16 protein-coding genes and 1 other annotated feature are annotated in these 14,545 nt (G+C 37.4%); of the genes, 3 read left to right on the forward strand and 13 right to left on the reverse strand.

The features are described 5' to 3' along the window. Positions 1-273 precede the first annotated feature (273 nt). The 3 genes from T479_RS14065 to rpmG form a co-directional block, all read right to left on the reverse strand. A complete protein-coding gene (locus T479_RS14065) occupies positions 274-483 on the reverse strand; it encodes a YqgQ family protein (protein WP_024361277.1) in 210 nt (69 codons plus the stop codon). 1 nt (position 484) lies between these two features. Beyond that, a complete protein-coding gene (locus T479_RS14070) occupies positions 485-1,069 on the reverse strand; it encodes a 5-formyltetrahydrofolate cyclo-ligase (protein ID WP_038509793.1) in 585 nt (194 codons plus the stop codon). Between the two features lie 65 nt (positions 1,070-1,134). After that, the gene (gene rpmG / locus T479_RS23285) at positions 1,135-1,284 is read right to left on the reverse strand and encodes a 50S ribosomal protein L33 (RefSeq protein WP_008408521.1); all 150 of its coding nucleotides are present in this window, start codon (positions 1,282-1,284) and stop codon (positions 1,135-1,137) included. 159 nt (positions 1,285-1,443) lie between these two features. On the opposite strand from rpmG, the gene T479_RS14075 reads away from it, so the two are divergent. Continuing rightward, entirely contained in the window at positions 1,444-1,887 is a 444-nt protein-coding gene (locus tag T479_RS14075) for a hypothetical protein (RefSeq protein WP_024361278.1), read from the forward strand. A gap of 2 nt (positions 1,888-1,889) precedes the next feature. Continuing rightward, positions 1,890-2,405, forward strand: coding sequence for a hypothetical protein (locus T479_RS14080; RefSeq protein ID WP_025219982.1), 516 nt, complete (start codon positions 1,890-1,892; stop codon positions 2,403-2,405). A 125-nt stretch (positions 2,406-2,530) separates the two neighbouring features. Here the strand turns inward: T479_RS14080 and T479_RS14085 are convergent, their stop codons facing one another. From T479_RS14085 to T479_RS14125, 9 genes are all read right to left on the reverse strand, one after another. Then, on the reverse strand, positions 2,531-3,100 hold the full coding sequence (locus T479_RS14085; protein ID WP_029747102.1) for an anthranilate synthase component II: 570 nt from the start codon (positions 3,098-3,100) through the stop codon (positions 2,531-2,533). Next, entirely contained in the window at positions 3,097-4,482 is a 1,386-nt protein-coding gene (gene trpE, locus T479_RS14090; RefSeq protein WP_025219983.1) for an anthranilate synthase component I, read from the reverse strand. Before trpE ends, T479_RS14085 begins: the two co-directional genes overlap by 4 nt. A gap of 68 nt (positions 4,483-4,550) precedes the next feature. After that, positions 4,551-4,756: a binding site (T-box leader), on the reverse strand. Positions 4,757-4,795: 39 nt separating this feature from the next. Further along, on the reverse strand, positions 4,796-5,863 hold the full coding sequence (locus tag T479_RS14095; protein WP_025219984.1) for a mechanosensitive ion channel family protein: 1,068 nt from the start codon (positions 5,861-5,863) through the stop codon (positions 4,796-4,798). A 116-nt stretch (positions 5,864-5,979) separates the two neighbouring features. Then, positions 5,980-6,852 carry a hypothetical protein gene (locus tag T479_RS14100; protein ID WP_025219985.1) on the reverse strand — a complete coding sequence of 291 codons (873 nt, stop codon included), beginning with the start codon at positions 6,850-6,852 and terminating at the stop codon, positions 5,980-5,982. A 192-nt stretch (positions 6,853-7,044) separates the two neighbouring features. Then, positions 7,045-7,704 (reverse strand): phosphate signaling complex protein PhoU, encoded by a 660-nt coding sequence (gene phoU, locus T479_RS14105; RefSeq protein ID WP_024361283.1) that lies wholly within the window; start codon positions 7,702-7,704, stop codon positions 7,045-7,047. 18 nt (positions 7,705-7,722) lie between these two features. Further along, a complete protein-coding gene (pstB, locus tag T479_RS14110; RefSeq protein ID WP_172583046.1) occupies positions 7,723-8,514 on the reverse strand; it encodes a phosphate ABC transporter ATP-binding protein PstB in 792 nt (263 codons plus the stop codon). A 54-nt stretch (positions 8,515-8,568) separates the two neighbouring features. After that, entirely contained in the window at positions 8,569-9,447 is an 879-nt protein-coding gene (gene pstA / locus T479_RS14115) for a phosphate ABC transporter permease PstA (protein ID WP_024361285.1), read from the reverse strand. Between the two features lies 1 nt (position 9,448). Further along, entirely contained in the window at positions 9,449-10,396 is a 948-nt protein-coding gene (gene pstC, locus T479_RS14120; RefSeq protein WP_024361286.1) for a phosphate ABC transporter permease subunit PstC, read from the reverse strand. A gap of 64 nt (positions 10,397-10,460) precedes the next feature. Beyond that, the gene (locus tag T479_RS14125; protein ID WP_024361287.1) at positions 10,461-11,426 is read right to left on the reverse strand and encodes a PstS family phosphate ABC transporter substrate-binding protein; all 966 of its coding nucleotides are present in this window, start codon (positions 11,424-11,426) and stop codon (positions 10,461-10,463) included. 235 nt (positions 11,427-11,661) lie between these two features. On the opposite strand from T479_RS14125, the gene T479_RS14130 reads away from it, so the two are divergent. Further along, positions 11,662-11,856 carry a hypothetical protein gene (locus tag T479_RS14130; protein WP_036204720.1) on the forward strand — a complete coding sequence of 65 codons (195 nt, stop codon included), beginning with the start codon at positions 11,662-11,664 and terminating at the stop codon, positions 11,854-11,856. A 58-nt stretch (positions 11,857-11,914) separates the two neighbouring features. Here T479_RS14130 and T479_RS14135 read toward each other — a convergent pair whose 3' ends face one another. Then, the gene (locus tag T479_RS14135; RefSeq protein WP_025219986.1) at positions 11,915-14,119 is read right to left on the reverse strand and encodes a peptidoglycan D,D-transpeptidase FtsI family protein; all 2,205 of its coding nucleotides are present in this window, start codon (positions 14,117-14,119) and stop codon (positions 11,915-11,917) included. Positions 14,120-14,545 lie beyond the last annotated feature (426 nt).

The following is a 14,545-nucleotide window of genomic DNA, read 5'->3' on the forward strand; positions in this document are numbered from 1 at the left end:
AACATCCTCCCTATTCCTTACAAAAAAATAATAAAATTTACAATTTGATTTCTGAAACAAAATATATCTTAATCCATTTTTTACAGATAATCAACAGATATATTTTTGGCAGCCTTTCTCCTCGGCTTCATTATAGCTTAACATTAATATATACGTTTTTAAATGTAAAAAGTTTCGTAAAAACATAAAAACAGTGGTAAACCACTGTTTTTACTAATTTTACATACATATTACGATATTTTTACCGTACCCAAATTATTCGCTATTGAAACATTACTGCTTATTTTGCTCAACCCGCAGTCTTGTCGTTTCTTGTCGTATTAACAACAGTGCCATTTGGTAATCTTTAATGTCGAGTACATTCGCCTTGTACAACTCACGAATTTCATCCTCCATTAACATTAAATCGCCAATAGGATCACGTGTATAAATATAAGTGCCATATGTTTTTAATAAATCATAAATATCTAGCATTTTATCCATTTTATTTCGCTCCTCGTTGCGCTTCACAATCAATGCGTTTTGTCGGTGTGATGATAAGATCTACTGGGTAGTCGTGCGTCTCTACAGGCACCTGTTCATATAGTTGCTCATCAAAAAGCACAGACATTAGTTTACCTTTTTTATAGTGTAATACATAGCGATCGTAATAACCACCACCGTAGCCTATTCGATAGCCTTGTGTGTCAAAAACTACGCCAGGAACAAGTATGATATCCATTTCATTTGCGTCAACAAACTCACTTATTTCCGGAATTGGTTCACGCAAATGCATATAAACAGTTTCTAACTGGGCAAACGATTCTATCGCATAAAATGACATTTCTCTTGTTTTTGCGTTACATTTTGGAACTGCCACTGTTTTACCAAGCTTCCAAAGTGCTTCGATTAGATGAATTGTGTCCACTTCTGGCTTATTAGAAATTGTAATGCCAATCGTATTTGCTTCTATTATATATGGTTCCTGTAGCACTTTTCTTGCGATAGCAAATGATTGTTCGCGATATGTAGCTGCACTCATATTTGAGAGTGCTTCACGCACCTTGTTTCGCAACGATGATTTATCCACGACATCGCACCTCCCTTTAAAATGTAGAAAGCCAAAACCACGTGTGGTTTTGGCTTAATGAGCGATTACTTTGTTTCACGGTGAAGAGTGTATTTCTTCTCGCGAGAGCAATATTTTTTAAGTTCAAGACGCTCTGGATTGTTACGCTTGTTCTTTTTAGAAATGTAGTTACGTTCGCCGCAATCTGTGCAAGCTAAAGTAATATTTACGCGCATTATTAACCCTCCCACTCTATATCAAGAATTTAAATTTGAGCATGATTTATACGACTAACCTATTATAACATAAACTGAAAAAAAATCTACCTTCATTTCACATTAAGTTTGCATGTGGTAAAATACCTTATAATTACATAATTTAATGGGGTGAAACTAGTGGATTTATCCATCATACTTATGATTGTCGGTATCGTTCTTATCTTTTTATCGTTCTTTTTCAAAGATAGTGCGAAAAAAGTCGAACAAGATGTCGAAGAATTGTCCATTTCTATTTTTCAAGAAACGAATAATTTAAAGCGACGTCTCAAAATTGTGGAAGAAGAGCTATTACTAGAACCTGAATTTCAGGTTAAATCATCCATAGCTAAAAATCCTCCGACGCAAAATCCAAAGGTTCAACAGGTTATGCAGGCTGTTCAACAAGCTGCACAAGTAAAAAAGGCTGAACCGATGCCAAACAACTTAAAGCCGATTCATGAAATCATTATCAGTCAGGTACTCGAACTCAACAAGCAAGGACTTTCCATTGCTGATATTAGTATTCGCTCCAATTTAACGGAAGAGCAAGTGCGACAAGTGATTGCAAACGGAGGTAGATAATAATGAACAAATCCGCCATCCGTGCATTTGGTATCGCCCTTTTCCTAGTCGGCGCATTGCTTTCTATAGCCGATCGCTCGGATCTGAATATTGGTCTACCGACAGTTGCCTCCTCAAACGATAAGGATGTAGAGGAACTACAAAAAAAACTCGAGCAAGCAACGAAAGAAATCGCAACATTAAAAGCGAACTCGACGAAAGAAACTGGGAATGAAAATAAGCAACAAGAAAATGCAACTGACACGTCTGCAGAAGATAAGCGTACTGATAGTACCCCGAAAGCTGATAAGAATGCTGATAATGAAGTCACAATGACACTTCAAATATATAGCGGTATAACGCCCTATATTGTGGCGCAAAAGCTCGAAGACGGTGGCATTATTACAAATAGTGTAGAAATGGAGCTATTACTTGCGAACGCAAAATATGCTCGAAGTTTACAAATCGGCTCTTATGAAGTTAATTCTTCCATGTCATTAGAGGAAATTGCCAAATTAATAACTGGGAAAAAGCAATAATACATCGTAAATGACAAAAATCCACTTCGCTCTCCGCGTAGCACTTCATAAGTCGCAGGAGGCAAGTGGATTTTTTCTATTGAAAATCAAATTGTTTGGAAATTGTTTGAGTGCCTGGCACGCACCTAAACGAGTGCTAAAAAGGCTTGCACGATGTCACTACCTGTCTTAGTGCCTATTGATTCTGGATGGAATTGCAATCCAACAAGTGGATAGTGCTTATGTTGAATAGCCATAATTTCTCCATCATCACGCGAAGTGGCAGTTATAATAAAATCTTCATGCAACGTGGATGGCTCTATGATTAACGAGTGATAGCGCATCACTTCCATATCACCTTCGAATTGCGCAAAAACGCCTGTTTGCTCATACTGTAGAGCAGATAGCTTGCCATGCATTATATTTTTAGCTTGCTCAATTGTTCCCCCAAATGCCTGCCCTATCGACTGATGACCTAAACAAATCCCTAAAATCGGATATTTTGTATATAGTTCTTGTACAACTTGTACTGTGATTCCTGCCTCATTTGGTGTACCTGGACCTGGTGATAAAATAATTGCTTCTGGTTGCATGTCAATTATTTCTTCAATTGTTACTTCATCATTCCTTACTACTTGAACTTCCTTACCAAGCATACTGACTTGCTGAAATAAATTATATGTGAATGAATCATAATTATCGATGAGTAAAATCATTGTTTAACCTCCAGTAGCGCACGAGCTTTATTTAATGTTTCTTCATATTCAGACAAAGGTACTGAATCATACACAACGCCTGCACCTGCTTGCACATGCGCAAACCCATCTTTGATCACCATCGTACGAATAGCCAACGCTAAATCCATATCACCTGAAGCTGAAATATACCCAACTGCACCAGCATAAACGCCGCGCTTCACTGGCTCTAGCTCATTAATTAACTGCATTGCTCGAATCTTAGGGGCCCCCGACACTGTACCAGCTGGCAAACATGCGCTAAGAACGTCTAACACATGGACTTCATCACGAAGTTCACCAATAACTTCAGATACAATATGCATGACATGTTTGTAGCGTTCAATGTTCATATATTTCACAAGCTTTACGGTGCCAATCTTGGAAATTCTTCCAATATCATTACGCCCTAAGTCAACTAACATTCGATGCTCAGCGATTTCTTTTTCATCCTTCAATAAGCTTTCAGCAATCGCTTCATCTTGCTGTTGCGTTGTACCACGTGGTTTCGTTCCAGCAATTGGATTTGTTGTAACTTTGCGATCCTTGACCTTTACAAGACTCTCTGGAGAAGTTCCTAAAATTGTGTATGCCTCAAAATCCATATAAAACATATAAGGTGATGGATTCGACGTTCTTAACTGCCGATATAAGGCAAATGGATTGCCTGTAAACGATGAAGAAAAACGTTGGGATAACACGATTTGGAAAATATCTCCCTTCACAATATGCTGTTTTGCGCGCTCAACAATCGCAATAAACTCTTCCTTTGGTATCATTGGTTGAAAATCAATTGTACCTAGCTCCATTGCACCAAATGTCGTTCCTGCATGTAGCTGTTGCTCAATTTCAGCAATAGCGGCTTCCATCTTATCAAGGGTGCGCCCTTCATTAAATAAATCGATTGCTGCTAATGTCACCTCTTGCTTTAAATGATCAAACACGATAAACGTATCATAGAAAAAAACATGGACATCAGGCATTTCTAAATTATCATGTAAATATTCACCAATTTTTTCAGCATAAAAGGCGGTTTCATAACCAAAAAAGCCGATTGCGCCACCAAAAAAAGCAAAAGGATAATCCGCTTCATGAAGTGGCATTACTTCTTTTAGTTTTTGTAAGACATTATCGTTAGACGTATCCATTTTCATTCCTTTAGTATATTGATAACCGTTTTTATTCCCAATCAGTTCTGCTATTGGGTTAACGGCGATAAAGGAATAACGCCCACTTTCTTCATGTTTGGCTGAAGATTCAAATAGCATCTTATGCTTTCCTGTCAGAGATTGATACACCGATATAGGCGTCATCATATCCCCCTGTAATACTTTGATGGCAAATCTGCTAAGCTCAACTGTCATTCTTAATCTCTCCTTCACTATGCTCTGCTCTACTACACCAAAAAACCATATAAAAAGGCCTTTCCATCGCAAAGGACGGAAAAGCCGTGGTGCCACCTTTATTGGTCTTAAAAGACCCTCTCAACGCCTTGTAACGTAGGCAAACGCTAATCCATACTTAACTTCTGGATTAGGGCTCCGAAGTCCATTCGCTATTTATTTGTACTAGCTTCCACCAACCGCTAGCTCTCTTGAACAAATAATAATAGTTACTACTCTTCATCTAAGCCGATTATTAGTATATATTGTAATGTAAAATATCGAACAATTCAAATTATTTTTTCTCAAGTTTACATTCGTCCGGTTGTTCTGCAAGTACTATCTCATAATCTTGAACAACTTGGCGAATCACAAATAAAATATCCTGCCGTACATTTAACATAACAGCCGTATCATTGGTTGCAACATAAAAACGAACAAGAACCCGATATGATGCTTGATAGAACTCATCTATATATACATGAATCAGCTCTTTTTCAGTATTTGCATGCAAATGAATTTGCTGATGAATTGTGCTTAAAGCACTACGTAATGTTTCTTCTTCGTTTTCCGCAGCTACATATAAAAACAACTCACATTTTCGTTTCTCTCGTTTTGATAAATTATATATTGGACGATTCACTAAATATGAGTTCGGCACATAAACAAGCCCTTTGTCGCCTGTTTGAATAAGTGTACTGCGAAGGTTGATATCCTCAATGGTACCTTCTATTTTTTGATCCTCTGTCGCAATCCAATCGCCTATTTGAAATGGATTGTCGAGTGCAACGGACATCCCACCAAAAACATGTGCTAGGGTGTCACGAATACCAAAAGCAATCGCTACCCCTGTTAAACCAATTCCTGTTAAAAAGCCATTTAGATTAAAGTTCCAAAAGGACGCAATTGTAAACATAGCTAAAATCATAATAAGCACTTTACCAATACGCAGGAAAAACGGTAAAAGAACATTTTGCTCCTCGTCACTATTTAACTCTAATGGTTTCTTTGTATAGTAGTGAAGCACATCATATACGCCTTTAAAGGCAAAAAACACCATGATAGACAACACAAAATTCTTTGTTGCAAAATGTGTAAATAAAAATACTTTAAGTAAATTCGATAAACTTAGGACAACTACTGCTGACATAAACGCATATCGGATTGCCTTATTAAATTGTCCAAGAACAGTCGCTTGAAAATGACGCTGTCTATTCTTTAAAAATGTAACACTGCTCGTAATGATTTTCTTCAGCACAAAATGCTGAAACAACCATCCCACAACACAAAATGCGACCGCAATGGTAATGTCTATCCACGTTGGTACAGTCAAGTTCGGTAATAACCATTTCAATGAATCCATGTAATACTCCTTTTACATACCTATGTACTTTTTCAATTATACTTGTGCAAAAAAATTGATGTTACGATTTACAGTAAAAATAAGCCGACCAATAACAATTTGGTCAGCTTCGCTTTTTATTGAATCGCATCCTCTGAAAAAATGGCTCTATTTGCAAACCAGAAGTGATGCTCATTAAAACAATGCTCATTCATCGCAATAACAGAAAATTCAGCATGATAGCGCTGCTTCATTTCATCTAACATGGTCTTTGCACGCTTTCCTAATAAATGTGGTCCATCAACAGGATTCCCTTCAGTAAAAATAAGAACCTCCGTTTCTGCACATTGCTGATTTTCTTGTAGCAAACCTTTTACAAACTGTAGCACAGGCAAAATAGCTGCTTCACCTTGTGCCTTATATTCAATAAAATCTTTAAAATCAGATAGATTTAAATGACCATTTTCAAAGCGGAAGTGCACGTGAATTTGACAATCGTATGGCACGATATATAAATCTCTTTGCTCTTTATATGCATTCATAAATAACGGCAAAATCATACTTTTACAAAGCGCTGAATACCTCTCCATGCCAAAAGTTTGTTCCAGACAAATAATAATAGGCCCTTGCTCTTCCTTGTAATCAACAAATGGCACATATAGTACATTTCCACTTTTAGTTGTATGCTGCTTTAACTTTTGACGTCTCGCTTCTTGCCATTTTTGCGCATAGTACATGCGTTGCTCTTTACCGTTGGCTAAGCGCTCGGCCTGTTCAATAGCTGGAACGTTTTCTCGGATTTCATGCATAACATCCGCTAGCTCAAGTGCAAATGCTGCCATATTACGCAGTGTCTCACTTTTGTAAAAATAATCAATAAAAAAATGTTGTTCCTTCTCACTTAGCTCTTCTACATGTAAATTTTCATATAGATAATCTAAGTAGTTGCGTTGTTCTGACGAAATCTCTAGACCAAATTTCTTTATAAGTGATTCTACACCGTCTTTCACGAAGCAGCACCTCCTAAGAACATTTTTTTGGATAATGTCTATAGTATAACCAAAAAAATTTTTTGACAATACAAATAAACACACTACAATAGTTGACGTAGGTGTAGAGTGTAATGTTGCCACGATTTCTTATATTTAATAGTGTATTAAAGGGCAAAAAGAGAACGGCCACTTTGTCGCAGCCCTTCTCTTTTAATTATTCAATTCATAATGTTTACCTTTAATTAAGTAAAATAAATGTTCGGCAATATTCGTTGCATGATCCGCTGAACGTTCTAAATGACGACAAACAAATGTTAAATGTGTAAATTGCGAAATATGAGATGGACTTTCTGCACCAGCACGAAGTAATAATGTTACTGTTGCCCCATATAAATCATCTACGTAATCGTCAAGTTCAGCAATTTCTTTTGCTCGGACAGTATCTTCTTCCCTAAAGGCTGTAATAATACTTTCAAGCATTTCGACTGTCTTATTACACATCGATTGTAAATTGGTCGTTGGGAAGATTAGAGGCTCCTTACCTAAACGAATCGTCTCTTTTGCGATATTAACTGCATAATCTCCCACTCTCTCCATATCAGATGCAGCTTTTACAAGTACCATAAGTCGGCGCAAATCTGTCGCTACAGGTTGTTGCTTGGCAATCATCAAAATTACTCGATCATTAATTTCTTCCTCAAGTCGATTAATATATAAATCATCTTCAATAATTTTTAATGATTTCTCCAAATCTTGCTCTAACAATGCCTCAAAAGATATTTTTAATGCATTAATACTATTTGTTGCAATTTCTACAAACTGTTCTTGAATTTCCTTAAGCTCTTGCTCAAAGCGTTCACGTACTACCATCTATAGTTCCCCCTATGCTTAGCCGAAGCGTCCTGAAATGTAATCTTCTGTACGTTGATCTGAAGGTGTTTGGAAAATCACATCTGTTTTGTCATATTCCACAACTTCGCCGCTTAGGAAAAATGCTGTACGGTCTGAAATACGTGCCGCTTGTTGCATATTATGTGTAACAATAACGATTGAATAATCTTTTTTAAGCTCTTGTACAAGCTCTTCCACTTTTAACGTAGAAATTGGGTCAAGTGCAGAAGTGGGCTCATCCATTAAAATAACATCTGGCTCGATTGCTAAACAACGTGCAATACAAATACGCTGTTGCTGACCACCTGATAAACCATAAGCATTTTGATTTAGACGATCTTTTACTTCATCCCAAATAGCCGCACCGCGCAATGATTTTTCAACAATTTCATCTAGAATTTTTTTGTTTTTAATGCCGTGGATACGTGGACCGTAAGCAATATTATCATAGATTGATTTTGGGAATGGGTTAGGTTTTTGGAATACCATCCCTACGCGAGTACGCAATTCCTCAACTGTATAGTTTTTATCTAAGATATTTCGTTCACGGTATAATATTTCGCCCGATGTACGAACTATCGGTACTAGCTCTACCATTCTGTTTAACGTTTTTAAATAAGTAGATTTCCCGCAACCCGAAGGGCCAATAATAGCTGTGACTTCATTTTCATAAATACTTAAATTAACATCTTTTAAACCGTGATGATCACCGTACCATAAATTTAAGTTACGTGTATCATACACTACTTTTTTCGCAACTTCAGCAGATGGCTTTACATTTATATTAATTGATTTGACAACTGAATTTTCCTCTTTAAAATCTAGTACCATAAGGTCACCTCATTAATAACGTTTTTGGAATTTATTTCGAATAAAAATAGCGATGGAATTCATCATTAGCAGCACAATCATCAGCACTAAAATCCCCGCTGCCGCTACATATTGAAATGCCTCTTGCGGACGTTTAGCCCAATCATAAATTTGCATCGGCAATGCAGTAAACTGGCTTAATAAATCGTTAGGTAAAAATTGTAAAATAACAGGTATCCCAATTACTACGAGTGGTGCTGTTTCACCTATTGCACGAGATAAAGCTAAAATACTACCTGTTAAAATCCCAGGGATGGCAGCTGGTAATACGACACGTAAAATGGTTTGCCATTTCGTCGCTCCCATCCCATAAGAAGCTTCACGTTGTTCATTCGGTACAGCGCGTATTGCTTCCTGAGCAGCCACGATTATTACAGGTAATATTAGCAAACTCATCGTTAAACCTGCTGCTAAAATACTTTTACCTAGTTCCATCATACGAACAAAAATTGTTAACCCAAGTAAACCAAAAACAATTGAAGGTACACCTGCTAAGTTTGAGATATTCATGCGAATAAAATCATTCAATCTATTTTTCTTTGCATATTCTTCTAGATAAATCGCTGTTCCTACACCTAAAACAATCGATACCGGAGCTACTACTCCCATTAACCAAAGTGAGCCGATTAATGCAGCTTTAATCCCTGCCTTATCCGCAAAGCGTGAAGCAAAATTCGTTAGGAAATCAATGTTTAAGTAACCTACTCCTTGCGTCACAATGCGGTAGAGCAAAATCGCTAGCATTACAAGCGCAAATGTAGTTGCCAAGAAAAATAAGGATTTCCAGACTTTATTGAATGTAATACGTTTAGTCATTCGTTTCTTGACGACTGTATCATCGATATAGCGCATGCTAGTAAACCTCCCTGAAGCGTTTCGAAATATAATGAGCGATTAAGTTCATCACTAACGTAAAGATAAATAATGTGAATCCAACTGAGTAGATCGAGTAATAAATCGTCGTTCCATAACCAGCATCACCCGTAGAAACTTGTACAATATAGGCTGTCATCGTTTGGATGGAATCTGTGACATTTAAATCAAATTTAGGTGTCGATCCTCCTGCTAAGGACACAATCATTGTTTCCCCAATTGCCCGGGAAATAGCAAGTACGACTGATGCCACAATTCCCGATAAAGCGGCTGGTAACACTACTTTTATAGCAACCTCAAACTTCGTAGCCCCTAGCGCTAAAGCCCCTTCTCGCATACTGTTTGGTACAGATGACATGGCATCTTCTGATAGTGATGTAATCATTGGTAATATCATAATGCCCACTACAATCCCTGGACTAAGTGCATTAAATAGTTTAAGCTCTGGAATAATTCCTTGTAGCACTGGTGTGACAAACGTTAATGCAAAGAAGCCATAAACGATTGTCGGTACACCTGCTAATACTTCTAAAATCGGTTTAACTGTACGTCTTGTTTTCTCACTCGCATATTCACTTAAATAGATGGCTGAAGCAATCCCAAATGGTACTGCTACAGCAACTGCAATTAATGTAACTTTCAGTGTTCCTGCGATAAGCGGTAAAATCCCAAATAATGGCTCCTTTCCAGAAAACGGTAGCCACTGTGTACCAAATAAAAAATCCGTAATCGAAACACGCTTGAAAAACTCAAACGTTTCAAAAATAAGGGTGAAAACAATGCCAAATGTTGTCAAAATCGAGATAAGCGCTGCAGAAAATAATAAAGCTGGCATGGCTTTTTCCACTATTTTCTTAGTTTTATGATTGCGCGAATTTGCAATTAATTGTTGCACAGATGATGTCTTATTTTCCTTTTGAGAAACCATTGGGTGCTCCTTTCCAATAAGCGAGGGAAAGAGCATCCATCTCTTTCCCTCTATGCATGTCTACTTATTTTAAGCCTTCTAAAGTTTTTAAGCCTTCAGCATATTTTTCTTCAGGTAGACGAACATAACCTACTGCTTCTGCCATATCTCCTGCATTTTCAAGTGTGAACTTAACGAAATCATATGCTGCTGCATTATCTTTCATCGCACTGTTTTTCACATAAGTGAATAGTGGGCGTGAAAGTGGCGTATATTCGCCTTTTTCAATTGTGTCATGTGTTGGTTCAATTCCATTGACTTTAACAATGTTTAACTTATCTTTATTTTCTAAGTAGTAAGCGAAGCCAAAGAAGCCAATTGCATACTTGTCACCAGAAATACCTTGAACTAGCATATTATCATCCTCTGATAATGTCGCTGAACTTACTAGATCAGCACCATCTAAAACGACTTCATCAAAGTAATCATACGTACCTGAGTCAGTACCTGGTGAGTAGAATACGATTTTTTCTGCTGGCCATGAAGGGTCGATATCTGACCATTTTTTCTCTGTGCCATCTTCAGTCCAAATTTTCTTTAGTTGTTCTATAGTTAAATCCTTTGCCCAATCGTTTTCAGGATTCACCACTACTGATAAACCATCATATGCTAAAGCTAACTCAGTGTAAGCTATTCCAGCTTGGTCTAGTTTTTCTTTCTCTTCTGTCTTTATAAAACGAGATGCATTTGAAAAGTCTGTCTCACCTGCGATGAATTTTTCAAAGCCACCACCAGTACCAGAAACACCTACCGATACTTTGACATCCGGTTGTGCACCTGCATACTCTTCAACAACTGCTTCAATAATTGGTGCTACTGTTGATGAACCATCTCCAGCAACTGAACCTTGCAGTTTTTCGTCAGCAGCTTCTTGTCCTGAGTTCGTTTCTGCATTGTTATTGTTTTGCGTTGAGTTGTCTCCGCTACATGCACCAAGCATTAATGCTGAACCCATTACCGCTGTCATCGTTAAGTACTTCCACTTTTTCATCTCATTTGCCTCCGTCACTAACTTTTTTATTTGTGTTTTGCCTTACAATCTTTACTATAATGACTTATTGTTGAATTCGTATAAACCGTTCGTAAAAGACACGTAAAGGAATGTAATGCTTTGTAAACGATTGTAAAGAGACGTTTACAATTGCAATTAAATGATTTGCTTCCTTTAGCAAAGATGCTATAATATTCATTTGTGTCAGGAAATATTATAAGAGGAGTTTGACTTTGTGATTAATCATGCAAATGTACAAAATGCCGATTACTTTAAAACATATTTAACACTTATCATGGATCATCGAGAGTTGTCATTACAGGAGGCTATTGATTTTATGATGACGACGTATTTCTATAATAATATTGAGCTTTATGGAGAAAAACCGAAGGAACAATTTGAATTGGCGATTCAACAGCTTAATCGCTAGTAAAAAGCTATATAGATACTAAAAACCGCTAGGCATATAATATGCGCTAGCGGTTTTTTTATTCTTGTTCATCTTCACCGATTTTATCTTTTGTAATCGCAGGTAAAATTGGTTGTTCTACTTTATTATCTGTCACTTTTGTCTTTTCATATTTTGCTTTTAGCTCATAGTAAGCATCTAAAGCACGTCTTGCAATCACGTTATTATTCGATAAATGTTGATTAAGGTTCGTAGTTGCCCATGGAATGACAACAGCATAAGCAACTTCAGGATTTTCATATGGCGCATAGCCAACATGCGTTAAATTAATCGTATTTGTACCATAACGTTCACGTAATGGTCCATAATATACTACTTCGGCTGTCCCTGTTTTCCCGGCAGCGGTAAAAGGTGCGTTCGAAAATGCTGAACGTGCCGTACCACGAGAACCCGTATAAACACGATGCAAGCCTTTTTTTACATAATTAATTTCTTCTTCTGTATTATCGATATGATTTAAAATTCTCGGTCCTACTTCTGTCACTAATTGTCCTAGCTGCTGACCATCTTTTGATGGATCACGCACTTCTTTCACGACATGAGGCTGAACACGATAGCCGCCATTCGCTATCGTTGAAATATATTGTGCTAGTTGAAGCGGTGTATACGTATCATATTGTCCAATGGCTAAGTCGAGTGTTTTACCACCCATTGTTGGACCAGACGGACCTTGGACACCGCTAAATTCATTTGGTAAATCAATACCTGTTTTAACACCTAGCCCAAACTGTGCAAAGGAATTACGCATTTTCGGGAATGTTTGATCATTTAATCGCAATGGCATCATGTAACTGTATGGTGTGCCATTAATAAGCATTGCCGTTTTAAACATATATACGTTGGAAGATTGCTCAAGTGCGCTTAAACCATCCATTGAAATATAGCCACCAGCATTAAAGATCGATCTTTTAACGGGTGTACCAAGTAAATGGATTGGTTCATCTCCTAATACTGTGTTCGGAGTAATCGCCCCTAGTTTATAGCCTGTCAGCAGTGTACCTGCTTTTACGACAGACCCTGCCTCATAAGCTGTTGTAAACGAGCCGTATGCATAATCCACAACTACATTTCTGCCAGTTTCCGAATCTTTTTCGATTTTTTTACCTACCATTGATAGGATATCTCCCGTATTTGGGTCCATCATGATTAAGAACGCTCGATCTAATAAACTTGAGCCAGACATTGCTTTTAACTTCAGCAGTTCTTCCTCTACAATTTTTTCATTAGCGACTTGCAACTCGCTATCAAATGTTAATACTAAATCTTTACCAGGCTCGCCTTCATATGTTGTAATGGTATCAACAACTTGCCCTTTTTTATTCGTAATATTTTTGACAACTGTTTTTTGCCCTTGTAAAAGCTCTTCATATTGCGCTTCAATATAACTTTCTCCGACGCGATCATTACGTGAATAATCACGTGCTAAATAATAATTGAGCTTCTCTTTCGGTATCCCTTTTGTTGGTACAGTTGTACGGCCTAACACAGAAAGGGATGATAGTTTAACACGCTTCCAGTCTGTCGTTGTGTTGACTCCTGGCAACTCAGTTAAACGCTCTGAAACGCGAGCAAATTCATCTGCAGATACATTCTCACTTTTAATGATTTGAGGTGATAAATTGTAGCCTGATACCATCTCGCGGTAAATAGCTAATACTTCTAAATCCGCTTCCGTTAATTGTGCTAATTCTTCGTCTGTAATGCGCTCACGCACAATTTTATCGATTTCTGCATTCGCTTGACTTGTCGTAATATTTTCCTGTGTTTTAATTTTCGTTTGCTCTTCATCAGATATTTTTGCATATGCTGCGTCATGGTTTTTTAAAATCCAAAAATCCAATTTATCGCGTAATGTGACACGATTCGTTGGTTGTTCAATCAATTGAGCCAGCTTTTCAGCAATTGCTAACATATCCTCCGTTTTAGTCGTCTGCATTTTTGTATACGTAATCGCGTTTTCAGGCTGATTATCCACTAAAATACGCCCATAACGATCATACATCCGACCCCTTGGCACACTCGTATTGACAGGTACTTCCTCAGTCCGCTCTAAAATACGAACATAATCTTCCCCTTTAACAATTTGCATATAACCAAGTCTAAAAATTAACATCGAAAATACGATAAATATAGCAAAGAAAAGGACATTCATACGAAATGTTAAATTAGAGTGATGTTTCGCTTTAACACTCGCTGCGCGATTTTTCCCCGGTGCTTTGCGCATATGTATTCCCCTCCTCATCTAATAACTGTTTAAATACACGATACCTAGTATACCATTCGAAGTTGCGTCAGAAAAGCATACTCTTGCATCATTTTCATAATTCGCCTTGTCATCATTAAAATACTAATTATTGAAAAATGTAAAATAGAAGCAATCACATCACTTACACTACAGATGGTCGCTTTTCACACTTCGTTGGAGGAGTCCCAGCCGTTTGCTTCGTCGACCTATTCGTAATTTCCGACTATTTATGAAATGATCTGCCGTAACAATCCTTAACTAGAGGAAGCATCATTTTAAATGACGGTACTTGGCAAGAAAAGTTTCCTTCCGTATATATGGATTTCTGCTATTCGAAAGCAACATTACTGAATGCGCTAAAATCATATAAAAAGGGCCATGCCAAGGTGATTTTTCACCTTATAC

The sequence above is a fragment of the Lysinibacillus sphaericus genome, from assembly GCF_000600105.1.
GTDB lineage: Bacteria > Bacillota > Bacilli > Bacillales_A > Planococcaceae > Lysinibacillus > Lysinibacillus sphaericus.